Origin of the sequence: Asaia bogorensis (genome assembly GCF_900465345.1) — a bacterium.
Classification (GTDB): domain Bacteria; phylum Pseudomonadota; class Alphaproteobacteria; order Acetobacterales; family Acetobacteraceae; genus Asaia; species Asaia bogorensis_A.
In genome coordinates this window covers 136,767-153,083 of record NZ_UEGO01000012.1, presented here as the reverse complement: position 1 = coordinate 153,083, position 16,317 = coordinate 136,767, and the positions used below count along the sequence as shown (strand labels likewise).

Genomic DNA, 16,317 nt, shown 5'->3' with positions numbered 1-16,317 from the left:
TCTCCCGGTTCAGAACATGTTCAGCGCAAGGCGGGCGTCGTCGCTCATGCGGCTCATATCCCATGGTGGATCCCAGACAATCGAGACGCTGGCATTGCTGACACCGGGAAGCGCCGCCACAGCCTCTCGCACCTGCTCGGGCAATTCCTGTGCGCTCGGGCAATTCGGGGCGGTCAGCGTCATTTCGATATCCACGCGCCCATCATCATGCAGGTCGATCGCGTAGATCAGCCCCAGCTCGTAGATATTGACCGGTATTTCCGGGTCATAAACGGTCGCGATAGCCGATATGACGCTATCCTCGTCCGGAACACCGACATGAGCTTCCGGCGCTGGCGTTTCCGCCGGAGCGCCAAGCGGTCTGGTCAGGATGTGACCTTCTTCAGACATGAACGATCTCCCTTGGTCAGACCAGCATCTGACGGGCGCGTGCTACGCCCTTCACCAATGCGTCGATATCATCTCGTGTGGTGTAAACGCCGAAACTGGCTCTGGCCGTAGCCGTCAGGCCAAGGCGTCTGATCAACGGCTCGGCACAATGCTGGCCAGCACGTATCGCAATACCCTGCCGATCCAGCAGCACCGCCAGATCATGTGGGTGCGCGCCCTCGACAATGAAAGAGACCACACCACCCTGTTCTGTCGGAGAACCAATCAGCTTCACGCCTTCGCTGCCTCCCAGCACGTCACGCGTGTAGGCCACGAGCGCGTTTTCATGGGCGGCAATGGATGCAGCACCCAGCTCTTCCATAAAGGAGAGCGCAGCGCCAAGTCCGATCACCTCGATGATAGGAGGCGTTCCCGCCTCGAACTTGTGCGGGATAGCGGCCCAGCTCGATTTCGCGAAACTCACGGTCTCGATCATTTCGCCGCCACCAAGGAATGGAGGCATGGCATTGAGCAATTCGCTGCGTGCCCAGAGCACACCAATCCCGGTCGGACCGTAGAGCTTGTGCCCTGTGCAAACGAAGAAGTCAGCGTCCAGATCCTGCACGTCGATCGCGCGATGCACGGCCGATTGTGACCCGTCGAGCAGGATCTTCGCCCCGTATTGATGGGCCAGACGCGCGAGTGTCTTAGCAGGTGTCAGCGTGCCCAGAACGTTGGACATATGCGTGATGGCCACAAGCCCGACGCGGCCATCGGCCAGCAGGGATTCATAGGCCTCGAGATCGAGATCGCCGGTCTCGGTAATGGGGGCGACGCGCAATTCGATCCCGACGCGGTCACGCAGCATCTGCCACGGCACGAGATTGGAGTGATGCTCGAGTTCCGAAATCAGCACCGCCTGACCCGGCTTGAGCAAGGCGCCATAGGAATGAGCAACGAGATTGATGGCCTCGGTGCTGTTGCGTGTGAAGATGACCTCATGACGGTCAGGGGCGTTCAAAAAACGCGCGACCTGCGTACGCACCGATTCATAGGCTTCGGTCGTACGCTCGCTCATCCAGTGCAGCCCGCGATGGATATTCGCGTATTGGTGCTGCATCGCGTACATCATGGCCTCGATCACGCAATCCGGTTTCTGCGACGACGCCGCGCTGTCCAGAAAGACCAGCGGGCGGCCATGAACCGTCTCGGACAGGATCGGAAACCGGCTGCGCAGGGCAGAAAAACGGTCGAGCATGTCGATTAAGGACATCATCCCTCTCTTTTTTGCCACCAGGCATCCACGCGCTGGTCGAGCAGGGCATGAGCCGCCTCGTCAGTCACGAGAGACAGCGCATCCAGCAGGAAGGCGCGCACGAGAATGGCCCTTGCTTCCGCATAGGGGATGCCGCGCGCACGCAGATAGAAAAGCTGCTCGTCATCAAGCGCGCCAACGGTCGCGCCATGGCTGCACTTCACGTCATCCGCATAGATTTCCAGCTCGGGCTTGCTGTCAATCTGGGCCTTCTCCGAAAGAAGAAGCGCCTGGTTCATCTGATAGCCATCGGTTTTCTGAGCCACGCGATGAACGTGGATCTTGCCCTGGAACACGCCATGAGCCGCATCCATAAGCACGTTCTTGACGGTCTGGCGCGAATTGCAGTCGGGTGCGGCATGGGTGATGACCGATGTAAGATCGGCATGCTGCGCGCCAGCCAGAAGCTGGGCCGCATTCACATGCACCACGGCATGCTTTCCGGCCAGATGCGCCAGCACCTCATGACGCGAGAGCCTGGCCCCCAGCGTCAGGGTGAAGCTGTCATACGTTCCATGCTCAGCCACGCAGGCATTGACGAAAGCCAGGTTGGTGGCCTCAAGGCTGTCCTGCTGAACACGCAGATGGGTCAGATGCGCTTTTTCCGCGACCGACACCGTAAGGCTCGGATTGGCAAGATAGCCCCCCTCACCCGACTGGATATCGAGCAGGGTCAGCGACGCCCCGGCCCCGAGTGTGACCTGATGCGCAAGATGGGTCGAGACCGGCGTATCGGTCGTCACCAGCGAGACGAGGCAGACCTGACCGGCCTGAACGTTCTCCGGCACAACCAGCGACAGACCGGGCTGACGCAGGGCGTTGTTGAGCACGCTCAAAGGCCGATCGGCCACCAGCGATGCCACGTCGTTCGTGATGACAACATCCTCAGGCAGGCGTGTCAGCCCGGAAACCAGCGACCCATTGATGAAGACAACGCGATTCCCGGTGCGCGCTTCAGGTGCCAGACGAGCGAGAAGCGCTTCCGCATCGCCAAGCGACACGGGCTTTGGCGCGTCGAAGCTCGTTTTCTCGATCTCGCGAAGCGGTGTATAGCGCCACGCTTCTGCACGACGCTGGGGCAGGCCCTGCTGCGCCAGCAGCGCGCGGGCTTCACCCTCATGGGCACGTGTCAGAAACGACCCGACCGCAGGCGACAAGGCTGCGACGTCGCTCATGCCACCGCCTCGAGATATTGCTGATAACCCTGGGCTTCCAGTGCGAGCGCCACTTCTGCGCCACCGCTATGGATGATTCGTCCCTTGGCCATCACGTGCACGCGGTCCGGCTGGATATAATCCAGCAGACGCTGATGATGGGTGATGATCAGCGCCGAGAAATCAGGCCCGCGCAGGCTGTTGACGCCCTCGGCCACGATACGCAGGGCATCGATATCAAGGCCACTATCGGTTTCGTCGAGGATCGCGAATTTCGGGCGCAGCATACGCATCTGAAGCACTTCGTTGCGCTTCTTCTCGCCGCCCGAGAAGCCGACATTCACGTTACGCTTGAGCATGTCGTCCGACATGTGCAGGTGCCTGGTTTCCGCGCGAACCGCCTTCAGGAAGCCCACAGCATCCAGCTCGTCTTCCTTGCGGGCGCGACGAACAGCATTCACGGCCGTGCGAAGGAAGTTCGCATTATTGACGCCCGGCAACTCCACCGGTGCCTGGAAGGCAAGGAACAGACCAAGTGCTGCACGCTCTTCCGGCTCGAGGGCCAGCAGATCCTCGCCCTGGAAGGAGGCGCTGCCACCCGTGACTTCATAATCGTCACGCCCGGCCAGCACATAGGACAGGGTCGACTTTCCCGACCCGTTGGGCCCCATGATGGCGTGAATCTCGCCCTTGGGTACTTCGAGATCCAGACCGCGCAGAATCTCCTTGGGGGTTCCGTTGTCGTCGATCTGCGCACAGAGACCGGAAATTTTCAGAAAATCATTCATGTTGCGGCTCTTTACCCGACGCTACCTTCAAGACTGAGTTGCAGGAGCTTCTGTGCTTCCACTGCAAACTCCATGGGGAGTTCCTTCAGGACATCCTTGCAGAACCCGTTGACGATCAGACCCACCGCATCTTCTTCCGACAGGCCACGGGACCGGCAATAGAACAGCTGGTCCTCGGAAATTTTCGAGGTGGTCGCCTCATGCTCGACGCGGGCCGTCATGTTGCGGTTCTCGATATAGGGCACGGTATGCGCGCCACACTGATCACCGATCAGCAGGCTGTCGCACTGCGTGAAATTACGGGCACCACGTGCCTTGGGCATCATGCGCACCAGTCCACGATAGGTGCTGTCCGAATGTCCGGCCGAGATGGTCTTGGCGATGATGGTCGAGCGCGTATTTGGCGCCAGATGGATCATCTTCGTGCCCGTATCAGCCTGCTGGCGGTTATTGGTCACAGCCACCGAGTAGAACTCGCCGACCGAGCCCTCACCCGCCAGGATACAGGAAGGGTATTTCCATGTAATGGCGGAGCCGGTCTCGACCTGTGTCCAGGAGATCTTGGCATTGCGACCGCGGCAGGCGCCGCGTTTGGTCACAAAATTATAGATGCCGCCCTTGCCGTTCTCGTCGCCGGGATACCAGTTCTGCACCGTCGAATACTTGATGGTGGCATCGTTCATGGCCACCAGTTCGACCACGGCTGCATGAAGCTGGTTCTCGTCGCGCATAGGCGCGGTGCAGCCCTCGAGATACGAGACAGTCGCCCGATCCTCACAGATGATCAGCGTGCGCTCGAACTGCCCGGTATTGCGGGCATTGATGCGGAAATAGGTCGACAGCTCCATCGGGCAACGCACACCCTCCGGCACATAGACAAACGAGCCATCGGTAAACACGGCGGAGTTGAGCGCGGCAAAGAAATTATCACTGACCGGCACAACCGAGCCGAGATAGCGCTTCACCAGCTCGGGATGCTCGCGAATAGCGTCCGATATCGGGCAGAAAATCACGCCAGCCTCTTCCAGAGTCTTGCGGAATGTCGTCACCACCGAAACGGAGTCAAACACGGCATCGACCGCCACGGGCAGGCGTGCCTCAGGCTCGCCCGCGCCCTCGACCCCGGCCAGAATGGCCTGCTCGTGCAGCGGGATACCGAGCTTTTCATAGGTCCGCAGCAGCTCGGGATCGACTTCTTCCAGCGATTTCGGACCGGGTTTCGTCTTCGGCTCGGCGAAGTAGAATGCATCCTGATAGTCGATGGCAGGATAATGGGGCTTCTGCCAGCTCGGCTCTTCCATGGACTTCCAGGCGCGAAAAGCCTGAAGGCGCCATTCGAGCATCCATTCGGGTTCCTGCTTGCGCGCGGAAATGAACCGGATCGTGTCCTCGCTCAGGCCCTTGGGCGCGAACTCCATTTCGATCTCGGTCTCGAAACCCCATTTATAGGTCGACTGGCCAAGGGTTTCGACGGCTTCGCGTGTTTCGGTTACGGCTGGCATGTCATCCCTCCCTGGCAGGATGCTGGTCGTGATTTTCGGCGTGATCATGCGTCACACAGCGTGACGCCGGCATGAAGCCGCCCGAGAGATGGGCGCGGCTCATATCCGCCAGATTGATGGATTCAAGGGTCGAGCGAATGGCCGTGTTCACCATGTCCCACTGCCCTGAGGAGAGAGAGCAGAGCGACTTGGCCTCGCACACACGCCCTTCAACACAGGCCGTGAGTGCAATCGGACCATCGACCGACGTAATGACGGCAGCGATCGAGATATCGGAGAGCGAACGGGCGAGACGATAGCCGCCACGTGCCCCGCGATGCGAGGCCACAAGCCCGTCTGCTGCAAGCCCCTTCAGGAGCTTGGCAACCGTCGGCTCGGGCACACCGGTCGCACCCGCGAGCGCAGTGGCTGTCATGAGCGTGTCCTGTTGGCCAAGCTGCACGAGCAGAACCGTAGCGTAATCAGCGAGTTTCGATAACCTGAGCATCCTGCTCCCTCGATCAGTTCCGCATGAACAGAAATTAAAGACCTAAATGGTGCTATTTTTCTAGCAGATGCGCGTCCGAGGCTCCCGCGTCAACCCTTTTCGCCTTTTGTCATGAGGATAAAACAGCTGGTTGTGCATCCTGCGCGCGACGTATGACCGCACAGGCCTCGCACCGCAGGACGGTGGGTCAGCCCAGATGGCCGAAACAGAGCCGCATGAGCATATCCAGCACCGCACCCACCACGAAACCGACCAGAGTCCCGTTGATCCGGATATATTGCAGATCGCGCCCTACACGCTGCTCCAGCCGCGCGGACAGTTCCGCCGGGTCCCACCGCTCCATGACGGAGGCGATATAGGCGGCCAGCTTGTCACGAAGCGATGGCAGGATACGCACAAGTGTCGTCCGCAGCGTCTGCTCAAGGCGCGCGCGCATGGTGGGGTCGTGGTCAAGCTGGTCGGCAAGACTCTGCAATGCCGTCTCGATTACGCTGCGGCTCCAGCCATTCTCACAGGCCAAATCATCCTCGGCGAGGGTCCTGAAGCGCTGCCATATCTCGGACCACCACAGCTTGAGGCTGTCATGCCCAAGATAACCGCTTACGGCATCGCCAAAACGCGCCCGCCGCTCGGGGTCCTGTTCCAGCCGGTCGATCTCGGTCCGTATCCAGCTGGTGAAACCCTCGCGCAGCTCGGAGTCCTGAGGGTCGATCCGCTCGAGTTCCAGATAGAGGGCCGTGATCACACGATTGGCGACAGAGGGGCCAATGGCCCAGCCGATCATGCGACCGCCCTGCTCACGCACACGCTCCTCAATGAAGCTGCGCAACGTTGTCTCGCGTTTCTGCACGGCAATCTTGAAACGCTCAAGCAGCGCCGAGAGCACCTCCTGATGCAGTTCATCCTCAACCAGTGCGCGCAGCGCACGGGTGATGACGTTGATGGAGGCCTCCCCCCGCGCCAGCACCGGCAGTGCCTTGGCAATGGCAGCACTCGCCCGCCCGTCCTCCAGACGGTCCAGCATGTCCGGCACGCTACGACGGAGGGCAGACGCCGTGGCATTGGCTGTGCGCGGCTGCCGCAAGAGATTGGCCAGGATACGGGCGACATCTGCCGAGGCCAGCGCCCGCCCGGCATCCTCCTCAGTGAAAAACTGCGTTGAGACAAAACGCCCCAGGGCCCGTGCCAGCCTGGGCTGCTGACGTGGCAGAACAGCCGTATGCGGAATGGGCAGCCCCAGCGGATGGCGAAACAGTGCCGTGACCGCAAACCAGTCGGCAATGCCGCCTACCACCCCGGCCCGCGCCCCGGAACGCAGCACTTCCAGAACAAGGCCGTCCTTGACAAGACCCAGAGCCGGCAGCCCGGCCGATACAACCATGAGCCCGCCCATACCGACCAGCAGCCCGCCCGCCAGACGGCGGGACGCCCTGAGTGCGGCGAGCGCCTCGGCTTCGGTCGTCGAGGTTTCGGCAGGTCGTTGCGTTGGCGGCGGATTCTCGGAAAACGCTTGTTGCATGATGGATCGATTACCACCGGCGGGATAAAAAGTCCTGCGCCTCCCGCAATCCACCATTGCCATCACTCCTGGGGCATGGAAAACCGGGCGCAGTCCGTGAACTGAACATAAGCGAGAGTGCCTTGTCCAATACCGCGCCGCATCACGCCTCTTCCGGAACGCCTGCCCCGAAACCCGAGAGCAAGGCCGATCCGAAAACCGTGCCGGACCTGCGAGATGGCGCGGCTTTTGCCGAACGTCTGACTGGCGAGATGCAGGCGCTTCAGGACCGTGCCGCCCATGAGCGTCACGCGCCCGACCCGATCGAGACCCTGTCCAGCCAGATCGGTGACGAACTGATCGACGGCGCCCTGTCCGTCCCCACGCTTGAAAACGCGGTGCGCGTCCTGCGTGATGCGAATCTGAAGCAGCGTGCGGCTCGTCTGCGCAGCTATGTCGGGCTCAGGGACGAGACCACACCGGCGGCACGCCTTGCCGAGGCTGCACGCCTGACCGTGGAGAGTTGCGACAGCGTCGGGACGCTGGTTGCGCGCCTGTCGCGCCCCGGTTTTGCCGCTGTGTTCACCGCCCATCCCACCTTCGCGCTGGCCGATAACGTCTATCGTCACATTGTTGAAATGGCGACCGAGCCGAGCCATCGCCTGCCCGAACTCAAATCCCATCGGCGCGAAGCGGCCCCGACCCTCGCTCACGAGCAGAATCTGGCACTGACGGCCATATTGCGCGGTCGCGATGCCCTCGACATCTTCAACGCTGCCATTCTCGATCATGCCAGCAAGCGTTGGCCGGATCAGGGCGAAACGCTGGGCACGCTCGACATACGCACCCTGATACTGGCAACCTGGGTCGGGTTCGATACAGATGGCCGCAGCGATATCCATTGGTGGGACACGCTGCGTATCCGGCTGGCACTCAAGCGCACGCAGCTGGAACGCCTGCGCACACAGCTCGAATCCCTCCTGCCGCAGTGCTCGCAACTGGTCGCCCGCATCGATGTTGCCCTTGGCGCAGTCAAGGAGCAGGAGGCTGCCTGCCCTGACCAGCAGCATCACGACGCCAATGCCATCGCCGCCTTTGCGCAGGCGCTGGTAAGCCGACGCGAATCTGCCCTGATTTCCGCCGAGACGCTTCGCCCCCTTTTCGATGAGGCTTTAGCGCTTATCGATGGGGAAAAGCGCAGCGCCCTGCTGACCGCACGTTCGGGCTTCATGGCGCATGGCCTTGGTGCTGCGCATATCCACACGCGCCTCAATGCGACACAGATCTACAACGTCGTGCGCCATCGCCTCGGCATCGAGGACGACCCGACCATTCCCTCACGCCGCCGTCTGGTGCTGTCACAGATCAACGAGGCGCTGGAAGGGATCAAGGAACCTATCCCGGTCGATTTCGGCGCGGTGATGATGGAGCAATCCTCTGCTGGCCGTCTCATGATGACGATGGCGCAGATCCTCAAACACATCGACAGCGCCACACCCATACGCTTCCTGATTGCCGAAACAGAAAGCGGCTATACGCTTCTCGCCACTCTCTGGCTGGCCCGCCTGCTGGGTATTCGCGACGAGCAGATCCAGATTTCACCGCTCTTTGAGACGCAAAGCGCCCTCGAACATGGTGAGATCATTCTGGAAGAGGCTTTCCGCTCACCGCATTGGCGCCAGTATATCCGCAATAACGGTCGTCTCTGCCTGCAATTCGGCTATTCGGATTCGGGCCGCTATATCGGCCAGCTTGCCGCGACGAACCTCGTCGAGCGCCTTCGCCTGCGCACCCTGTCGCTCATGCAAAAGCACGGCATGCAGGATATCGAACTCGTCCTGTTCGACACGCATGGCGAGAGCATCGGCCGTGGGGCACATCCCTTCAGCCTGTCAGACCGCCTCAGCTATTTCTCGCCCGATCATACACGCGGCTTGTTCGCAAAAGCCGGTATCCGCCTGCGCGAGGAAGCCGCTTTTCAGGGTGGCGATGGCTATACCCTGTTCGGCACGGCCCCGCTGGCAGCCTCGACGATCGCCACGCTTGCAGAACATCTTGTGCGCCCGCTCTCCACGTCGCGCGATCCGATTTATGACGAGCCCGATTTCTCCGCCGATTTCTTCTCGACCATCGCGCTCGACATGAGCAGCCTTGTGGAAGATCCGGGTTATGCGGGGCTTCTCGGCGCATTCGGTCCGGCACTGATCGACAAATCAGGATCACGCCCCTCGGCCCGTCAGGGCGATGGCATCAGTGTCACGCGCATCACCCATCCCAGCCAGCTTCGCGCCATCCCGAACAACGCCATTCTCGAGCAGCTCGGCTGGTGGACCAATGTGCTGCAGGGTTTCGGTACGGCTGCATCCCGCCACCCGGAAACATTCGAGAAGCTGGCCCGCAGCAGCCGTCGCTTCGGCCTTGCGCTCGATTTTGCCCGCCAGGCCGCCGCCCATTCGGATATCGGCGCCCTGCGTGGCATTGTGCGCCTGCTCGACCCCGGCACCTGGCTCGATCGGGCAGCCTCGGCCCGCAATGAGGAACAGCGAAGCCAGCACCTCGTTCTCGCCGATGGTCTGGAGGGACTCGAATTCTGGCGCAGCCTGCCAGCCATGTTCCGCCGCATCCAGGCTGACCATATCGCGCTCGAATCCGTCTGGAGCCACACGCTCAAGATGAGCGCGCAGGAGCGCACGCTGCACGCCATTCGCCATGCCGTGATCGGGCAGATCTGGCTGCTGGCTACACGCATCCCGTATTTCAGCCCGCGCAACGATATCAATCGTGAGACCCTGCTGCGCCTCGTGCTTCAGCTCGAAATTCCTGCCGTGCTCAAGCGTCTTTCGGAAATCTTCCCGCAATCTGCGGGTATCGTGACCGATCTGGACTTCCACGAGCCGAGCGGCCCACGTGACGATCACGGCTTCACGCGCGAGCATGAAGAAATCTTTGCCCCGATGGCGCGCCTGTTTGCCCTGCTGCGTGAAATCAGCGTGGCGGTCATGCATGCCAATGGGTCGTTCGGCTAAGTCAGTCTCCCCATGCGGTCCCTCCCGCCTCTATAGGGGGCTGGACGGCATGGCCGGGCGCGACAGCTGAACAAAACCTGTCCTGCCATCGTTCATGACCTTTGCGGCGCAGCTTGCGCCCCTTGTCTGAAGCGGCGCCCACTTGGCCCGCATCTTGGAAAGGAGAGATCATGATACGATACACTGCTTTGATTTTGGCACTCGCCGTACCCGGCCTCGCACAGGCCGCAGAGACAACGGGCATTCTGCCTGAGTCGGGGGTGAAATCACCCTATTCCGCCCCTGCCGTGCCGACCACGATGAAGCCGCTCGCCGGTTCTCTCACCTCCCTGCTCGACCAAGGGTATGCCATCACCACAACGACACAAACCGGGCCGGAACTCGTCCTGACACTGAGCCAACGCGGCCACGTGGCGTTATGTGCACTCACCCCCCCGGACCTGCGCAATGACCAGAATATTCCGACATCGCGATGCTGGGCGCTCAACGCAGCGCATTGACCTGTCACCCTTGCGACGCAAGTGGCTGGTGTCATGACGAGCGCTTCGTGATACTCACGGTAACGTGATAGACTACCCTATCCATTCAAGGAGATGACATGCATCTGATCTGGACACTGATTGTCGGTTTCTTTGTGGGACTGATCGCGAAATTCCTGATGCCCGGCCGTGACCCGGGTGGCTTCATCATCACGATCTTTCTTGGTGTGGCTGGTGCGCTGCTGGCGAGCTGGATCGGCCAGAAGCTGCATTTCTATCATCCCGGCCAGCCTGCCGGTTTTGTCGCATCCGTATTCGGCGCCATGATCCTGCTGCTGATCTATCGCATCTTCGCAACCAATAATCAGCAGAACTAAAAGACTTTCCCCCGATGCCTCAGCACCGGGGGATAGCTGCAAGGCGATTTACTCGCCAGTCCAGCCCTTGTAGCTGCCAACGTTGTCACGCGTGATCAGGGTTGGCGGCATCAGGCGCACCGTACCCTTGGCAACCTTGCCATCCTTGATGGCCTGCCCCATCGCCACGCCGTCCTTGCCCATCTGGTAAGGGTCCTGGCTGGCCGAGGCCACCACGGACGAGCGCGGATCCTTGAGCGACGAAACGATATCGGGCGCACCGTCGACAGAGGTAACGACAATACCCTGACGATGGGCCTGGCGAATGGCCAGATCGCCACCGATTGCCTCAGGGTCATTGATCGCAAACACACCCTTCAGGTTCGGGAAGCGCACAAGGAAGCCCTGCATCACCTTGAACCCGAGATCGCGCTCGGCACCACCATTCTGGTCGTCGCTGACGATCTTGATATCAGGGTACTTCGCAAGAACCTCCTTGCACCCCTTCACACGGTCGATAATCGACGAAACCTGGGGGCCGTTTTCAATGGCGACCTCGCCCTTGCCGTCGATTTTCTTGGCAAGGTACTCGCAGGAGATACGCCCAGCGGCGACGTTATCGGTTTGCACGGTGCCATCGACACCCGCCGAGGCCACGTCAACCGCAATGACGGTCGCACCGGCCTTCTGCACACGTTTGACGGCAGGCATGACGGCCTGCGGGTCCACACCATTGAGCAGGATCAGATTCACGCCAGAGGTGACGAAACTGTCCATCTGCGAAAACTGCTTGTTGAGATCGTAATCAGCCGACAACGCATTGATGCTGGCGCTCGGGGCGATGCTCTTGAGCTGTGTGGTGGCGCCCTTCACCAGCGCCACGAAGTAGGGATTGCCGAGTGAGCCGACCGAGACACCGACATTGCTGATGCCATCAGCCCGTGCCGCGGGCGCCGCCAGAACGGTGGAGAGAGCGAGAGCACCGAGGAAGAATTTCGTACGAGTGATCATCTTGAAAAATCCGAAACGGAAGAGAAACAAACTCTGGAACCGGTGGAATAAATGGCGGCTCAGGTGCGGGCTGTCGGTGCACGGAACCTGTCGAGTGCCACGGCCACGATGATGACCAGACCCTTGACGATGAACTGCCAGATATCGGAGACGCCAATCAGGATGAGCCCGTTGGTGAGCACGGCAATCAGGAGAGCACCGACAAGCGTGCCCCAGATTGAACCGATACCGCCCACAAATGAGGTTCCACCCAGAATGACTGCGGCAATGGCGTCGAGCTCATAGGACTGACCGAGTTGCAGGCCGTTCGCTGCGTAGAGACGCGCCGACGACATGACTGCACCCAGCCCGGCCAGAAGGCCCGAAGCCGCATAGACGAACATGAGAACCAGACCGACACGAATACCGGCCAGACGCGCAGCGGACGGATTGCCGCCAATCGCGTAGATATGCACACCCAGCACCGTGCGACGCAGGATGAACCAGCTTGCCACCACGACGGCAAAGGCGATGACAGCCAGCCAGGGAATGGTGAAGGTCGAGGTAATGGCGATCCCGTCATTACCGATCCAAGCAAAAGAGAGATCGGGGTTGAAGATCGTGCGGTCATTGCCCATCAGGCGGGCAAGGCCGCGCACAGCGGTCAGCGTACCAAGGGTGACGATGAAAGGCGGTATCTTCACTCCTGCAATCAGCGCACCGTTGAACACGCCGATCAGAAGTCCGGCACCAAGGCAGGCGGGCACGGCAAGCCAAGCCAGATGCGGCATGAGCGAGACGATCAGTCCGCACATGGCAGCGAAGGCGAGGATCGACCCGACAGACAGGTCGATTCCACCTGTCAGGATGACGAAGGTCATGCCTGAGGCCAGCACCGTATTGATTGAGGCCTGCTGGGCAATGATGGAGAGGTTCTGGCCGGACAGGAAGCGATGACCACCCAGGAAATGGAAGCCCAGCGCGAGAAGGATCAGCACAGGCAGCATGCCCGCTGCCTGAAGGATGCTGCGCGTGGTGGCGCGTGCGTTCAGCTGGGCAGCTGGTGAGGCCGCCACCGCCGGGTTGAGAGTGTTGCTCATGGAGATGATATCCTAGGCGGCGATTGGCGATGGGGAGACGAGCCCGACAGCGAGAGACATGATGGCCTCCTGCGTGATGGCCTTGCCTTCAAGTTCACCGGTCATGTGACCTTCGCGCATGACAAGAACCCGATCACTGACGCCGATGATCTCGGCCATCTCGCTGGAGATGACGATGATCCCGAGACCCTGGGCAGCCAGATCGTTGATGATGCGGTATATTTCAGTCTTGGCACCGATATCGACGCCGCGTGTCGGCTCGTCGAGAATCAGAACCTTGGGGCCGGTTTCGAGCAGGCGGCCAAGCAGGACCTTCTGCTGGTTGCCACCTGACAACCCCCCGACATTGGTGAGCATGTTCTGTGCCTTGATCCGCAGGGCAGAGAACGACCCGGTTGCGCGTGTGCGACCTTTGCCCTGATCGAGCACGCCCATACGGGAGTCACGCTCGACCACGCCAAGATTGATGTTGCCGCTGCACGACATATCCAGAAAAAGCCCGAGTGCCTTGCGGTCTTCCGTAAGATACGCAATGCCCGCCGCCAGCGCGTCGCGCGGTGAGCGGATGTCGATCTTGCGGGAGTCGAGCCACACTGTGCCGCCGGTTTTCTGATCCGCACCGAAAATCAGGCGCGCGAGTTCGGTACGCCCTGCCCCGACCAGCCCGGCGATGCCGAGCACCTCACCGGGCCGCAGGTCGAAACTGGTTGGCTGAACGCGCTTGCCATCCGTCAGTCCCTCGACCTTCAGAATGGGCGCAGCATCGTGGCGAATGTGATTGCCGTCTTTTTCGTAAAAGCTCGACAGATCACGCCCGACCATCAGGCTGACGATGCGCCCGGAAGAAAGCTCGTGCTTTTCGAGCGTGCCGACATGGGCACCATCGCGAAGCACCGAAACCCGATCTGCCAGTTCGTCGATTTCGTCCATGCGATGGCTGATATAGATCAGTGCCAGCCCCTTGGCCCGAAGCTGACGGATGAGCGCGAACAGACGATCCGTCTCGCGGGCTGAAAGGGCCGTGGTGGGCTCGTCGAGAACGAGAATGCGGGCATCGCGATGCAGCGCGCGGGCGATCTCGACAAGTTGCTGCTCGGCTACCGACATAGTTGAGAGCAGGTCTTCCGGCCCGAAAGGTGCCCCGAGTTCCTTGAGCAGACCCCGACAGGCCTCGTTCATGGCGGCGCGGTCGATCATGCCGTTCTTGCGCAGTTCAGAACCCAGATGGATATTTTCGGCAACGGTCAGGTTCGGCGCGAGCGCCAGTTCCTGATAGATGATGCCAATCCCAAGTGCCCGCGCTGAGCCTGGATTTGTAATTCTGGCTGTCTGGCCTGCAATGCGGATCTCGCCGCCCGGGTCTGCCGTATAGGCACCGGAAAGGATTTTCATCAGGGTGGATTTACCGGCCCCGTTCTCCCCCATGAGCGCCAGGATCTCGCCGCCGTAAGCGACCAGCGAAACATCCTTGAGAACCTTCACTCCCGAGAATGTTTTGGAAATACCCTCGACCTGCAGAAGCGGCGCACCGCCATGCGTGTCACACGAAATGTGTTGGGCCAGTGTCATGGGACCAGTCTCCCGGATTAAACGCTGGCAGCCGGACGGGTCCTTACGCGTCCCTCTGCCTCACAGGAGAGAAGCAGATATTTTGTTAAATTTATATAATGTTTTTGCAATCTTTGGTTTTATAACGGATATGTGATAGTTAAATGTGGTTCATGTTATAAATCACATTGTGAGCATTCTCGTGGCCGGTCATTTTCCATCCTGATGGGTCAGCATCCGATCATGGAATCTCACGGTCCAGGCTGACCCTCACCGAGCGCCTTGCTCAAAAAGTCAGGAAGCACTCCGGCCTCAGCACTGTGGAGGAACGGGTCGAACATCCCGTCTATGGCCAGAAGCGAAAGGCCATGAACGCGCCCCCATAGTCCCGCCATGCGGGGCATTGCATCGGTTGGGGCCGGGTGAGATTCTTCCCTGCCCGCGAGTCCACGCAGAGCGGCAAAAGCACGCGATGACGCCTGCGCAAGATCTGGCAGCGCGTAATCAAGCAATGCACGGCGAAACATCAGCCGAAACAGGTCCGGATTTTCTAGGGCAAAACCGATATAGGCCATACCGACAGCATGAGCGTTCACCCGGGGCGATCCCGACATGGCCTGGGTCAGGGCATCAGCAAGGGCCTCATACCCTTCGGCCGCAAGGGCTGAGCGCAATCCGGTCAGGTTGCCGAAATGTGGCACAGCAGCGGTGGCAGAGACGCCAACCTCCCGCGTGACGGCGCGCAGGGTCAGGGCCTCGATACCATCGCGCTGGATGACGACCCGCGCCGCCCGCATCAGCGCTTTGGCAAGATCGCCGTGATGATAACTCTCCACATATTGGGTCAAGAAATCCCCCTCCGCCACATCTTTACAAGGAAAAGTTTGACATCATGACCCAAGTAAACGCAATCTTTTTATGGAAAAGATTACACAGGAAACAGATTAATGGCACAACAGAGAGATGCACATCGTTTACCCCTCCGAGCGCTCCTTACCGAACTGGGTGCCCTTGCCCTGATCTGGGGTGGCGAATGTTTTCATGTTGAAGCATACGCCTTTCCCGCCTGTTGTGCTCTGATTGGCGCGAGCACCTTTCGCCGTTGGCGCGCTTCTGTTCCATTCGATCGTCTGTGGCTTGCCTTGAATTGTACGGCTCTGGGATTCGGCATCATGGATATGACGCTGCGTGCGCAGCTTTCCCCGGATATCTTCGCGGCCCTCTGCGCCACACTGCTCGCAGCCCTTTTCCTGTTGGGGAGTTCCTGGCGTGTGCCCATGATCCAGCTGCTGGCAGAGCAGCGCGAGGGCCAGATGCTCGATCGTGGCAATCCCACTCTTTCGCGGTTCTTCCGTCTCTACACCCTCATCTGGGCTGGGTATTTCGGCCTGCGTGCCCTGACACTGCTTGTGATGTCCTTGCAGACTCAGGACGTGCTTGCAGAGCAGATCGGGCTGAAACTCAGTTTGCTCATCATGGTCCTGCTCAGTTTTCGTGGTCCGGCACTTTATCGCTTCTACCGGCGTGCCCACCCTGCCCTCTGACTGGAATGCGTCTTGATACACCGCTGGCGTTCATAAGCGCTCATGAAGAGTAAGTGCCTCTCTCGTCACAAGCGCCTCCCTGCCGTTTCCAGCCTCCTGCACCGTCATCACGATCGTCCCCAAATACGACCGCTCCCGCGCATGATTGCTCGAAACGAAAA

At 60.4% G+C, this 16,317-nt stretch carries 15 protein-coding genes; 4 read left to right on the top strand and 11 right to left on the bottom strand.

All coding sequences use genetic code 11. The features are described from left to right. Positions 1–9: 9 nt before the first annotated feature. The 7 genes from ED655_RS06385 to ED655_RS06355 form a co-directional block, all read right to left on the bottom strand. The gene (locus tag ED655_RS06385) at positions 10–390 is read right to left on the bottom strand and encodes an SUF system Fe-S cluster assembly protein (RefSeq protein ID WP_122049438.1); all 381 of its coding nucleotides are present in this window, start codon (positions 388–390) and stop codon (positions 10–12) included. A gap of 16 nt (positions 391–406) precedes the next feature. After that, entirely contained in the window at positions 407–1,645 is a 1,239-nt protein-coding gene (locus ED655_RS06380; RefSeq protein WP_122049437.1) for an aminotransferase class V-fold PLP-dependent enzyme, read from the bottom strand. Beyond that, on the bottom strand, positions 1,642–2,859 hold the full coding sequence (gene sufD, locus ED655_RS06375; RefSeq protein WP_122049436.1) for a Fe-S cluster assembly protein SufD: 1,218 nt from the start codon (positions 2,857–2,859) through the stop codon (positions 1,642–1,644). Before sufD ends, ED655_RS06380 begins: the two co-directional genes overlap by 4 nt. Continuing rightward, positions 2,856–3,626, bottom strand: coding sequence for a Fe-S cluster assembly ATPase SufC (gene sufC, locus ED655_RS06370; RefSeq protein ID WP_122049435.1), 771 nt, complete (start codon positions 3,624–3,626; stop codon positions 2,856–2,858). Before sufC ends, sufD begins: the two co-directional genes overlap by 4 nt. Positions 3,627–3,637: 11 nt before the next feature. After that, positions 3,638–5,128 carry a Fe-S cluster assembly protein SufB gene (gene sufB / locus ED655_RS06365; RefSeq protein ID WP_023977504.1) on the bottom strand — a complete coding sequence of 497 codons (1,491 nt, stop codon included), beginning with the start codon at positions 5,126–5,128 and terminating at the stop codon, positions 3,638–3,640. 1 nt (position 5,129) lies between these two features. Then, complete coding sequence (locus tag ED655_RS06360) at positions 5,130–5,615, bottom strand: SUF system Fe-S cluster assembly regulator (RefSeq protein ID WP_122049434.1); 486 nt, start codon at positions 5,613–5,615, stop codon at positions 5,130–5,132. 187 nt (positions 5,616–5,802) lie between these two features. Continuing rightward, a complete protein-coding gene (locus ED655_RS06355; protein ID WP_122049433.1) occupies positions 5,803–7,134 on the bottom strand; it encodes a DUF445 domain-containing protein in 1,332 nt (443 codons plus the stop codon). A gap of 251 nt (positions 7,135–7,385) precedes the next feature. Here ED655_RS06355 and ED655_RS06350 point away from each other — a divergent pair, with 251 nt between their 5' ends. The 3 genes from ED655_RS06350 to ED655_RS06340 all read left to right on the top strand — a co-directional run bounded on the left by ED655_RS06350 (position 7,386) and on the right by ED655_RS06340 (position 10,995). Then, positions 7,386–10,139, top strand: a complete 2,754-nt coding sequence (locus tag ED655_RS06350) for a phosphoenolpyruvate carboxylase (RefSeq protein ID WP_122049581.1) — start codon at positions 7,386–7,388, stop codon at positions 10,137–10,139. A 170-nt stretch (positions 10,140–10,309) separates the two neighbouring features. After that, positions 10,310–10,639 carry a hypothetical protein gene (locus tag ED655_RS06345; RefSeq protein ID WP_122049432.1) on the top strand — a complete coding sequence of 110 codons (330 nt, stop codon included), beginning with the start codon at positions 10,310–10,312 and terminating at the stop codon, positions 10,637–10,639. A gap of 98 nt (positions 10,640–10,737) precedes the next feature. After that, positions 10,738–10,995 carry a GlsB/YeaQ/YmgE family stress response membrane protein gene (locus ED655_RS06340; protein WP_023977509.1) on the top strand — a complete coding sequence of 86 codons (258 nt, stop codon included), beginning with the start codon at positions 10,738–10,740 and terminating at the stop codon, positions 10,993–10,995. A gap of 48 nt (positions 10,996–11,043) precedes the next feature. Here ED655_RS06340 and ED655_RS06335 read toward each other — a convergent pair whose 3' ends face one another. The 4 genes from ED655_RS06335 to ED655_RS06320 form a co-directional block, all read right to left on the bottom strand. After that, positions 11,044–11,985 (bottom strand): ABC transporter substrate-binding protein, encoded by a 942-nt coding sequence (locus tag ED655_RS06335; RefSeq protein WP_023977510.1) that lies wholly within the window; start codon positions 11,983–11,985, stop codon positions 11,044–11,046. Between the two features lie 59 nt (positions 11,986–12,044). After that, positions 12,045–13,064, bottom strand: a complete 1,020-nt coding sequence (locus ED655_RS06330) for an ABC transporter permease subunit (protein WP_023977511.1) — start codon at positions 13,062–13,064, stop codon at positions 12,045–12,047. Between the two features lie 12 nt (positions 13,065–13,076). Next, positions 13,077–14,633, bottom strand: coding sequence for a sugar ABC transporter ATP-binding protein (locus tag ED655_RS06325; protein WP_122049431.1), 1,557 nt, complete (start codon positions 14,631–14,633; stop codon positions 13,077–13,079). A gap of 230 nt (positions 14,634–14,863) precedes the next feature. Continuing rightward, entirely contained in the window at positions 14,864–15,460 is a 597-nt protein-coding gene (locus ED655_RS06320) for a TetR/AcrR family transcriptional regulator (RefSeq protein WP_240993533.1), read from the bottom strand. Positions 15,461–15,784: 324 nt separating this feature from the next. Between ED655_RS06320 and ED655_RS15470 the strand changes: the two genes are divergently transcribed. Further along, positions 15,785–16,156 carry a hypothetical protein gene (locus ED655_RS15470; protein ID WP_162993414.1) on the top strand — a complete coding sequence of 124 codons (372 nt, stop codon included), beginning with the start codon at positions 15,785–15,787 and terminating at the stop codon, positions 16,154–16,156. Positions 16,157–16,317 lie beyond the last annotated feature (161 nt).

Excerpts from the sequence above, each read along its gene's own strand:
- ED655_RS06385 (WP_122049438.1), bottom strand. The coding sequence starts at position 390 with ATGTCTGAAGAAGGTCACATCCTGACCAGACCGCTTGGCGCTCCGGCG.
- ED655_RS06380 (WP_122049437.1), bottom strand. The coding sequence starts at position 1,645 with ATGATGTCCTTAATCGACATGCTCGACCGTTTTTCTGCCCTGCGCAGC.
- sufD (WP_122049436.1), bottom strand. The coding sequence starts at position 2,859 with ATGAGCGACGTCGCAGCCTTGTCGCCTGCGGTCGGGTCGTTTCTGACA.
- sufC (WP_122049435.1), bottom strand. The coding sequence starts at position 3,626 with ATGAATGATTTTCTGAAAATTTCCGGTCTCTGTGCGCAGATCGACGAC.
- sufB (WP_023977504.1), bottom strand. The coding sequence starts at position 5,128 with ATGCCAGCCGTAACCGAAACACGCGAAGCCGTCGAAACCCTTGGCCAG.
- ED655_RS06360 (WP_122049434.1), bottom strand. The coding sequence starts at position 5,615 with ATGCTCAGGTTATCGAAACTCGCTGATTACGCTACGGTTCTGCTCGTG.
- ED655_RS06355 (WP_122049433.1), bottom strand. The coding sequence starts at position 7,134 with ATGCAACAAGCGTTTTCCGAGAATCCGCCGCCAACGCAACGACCTGCC.
- ED655_RS06350 (WP_122049581.1), top strand. The coding sequence starts at position 7,386 with ATGCAGGCGCTTCAGGACCGTGCCGCCCATGAGCGTCACGCGCCCGAC.
- ED655_RS06345 (WP_122049432.1), top strand. The coding sequence starts at position 10,310 with ATGATACGATACACTGCTTTGATTTTGGCACTCGCCGTACCCGGCCTC.
- ED655_RS06340 (WP_023977509.1), top strand. The coding sequence starts at position 10,738 with ATGCATCTGATCTGGACACTGATTGTCGGTTTCTTTGTGGGACTGATC.
- ED655_RS06335 (WP_023977510.1), bottom strand. The coding sequence starts at position 11,985 with ATGATCACTCGTACGAAATTCTTCCTCGGTGCTCTCGCTCTCTCCACC.
- ED655_RS06330 (WP_023977511.1), bottom strand. The coding sequence starts at position 13,064 with ATGAGCAACACTCTCAACCCGGCGGTGGCGGCCTCACCAGCTGCCCAG.
- ED655_RS06325 (WP_122049431.1), bottom strand. The coding sequence starts at position 14,633 with ATGACACTGGCCCAACACATTTCGTGTGACACGCATGGCGGTGCGCCG.
- ED655_RS15470 (WP_162993414.1), top strand. The coding sequence starts at position 15,785 with ATGGATATGACGCTGCGTGCGCAGCTTTCCCCGGATATCTTCGCGGCC.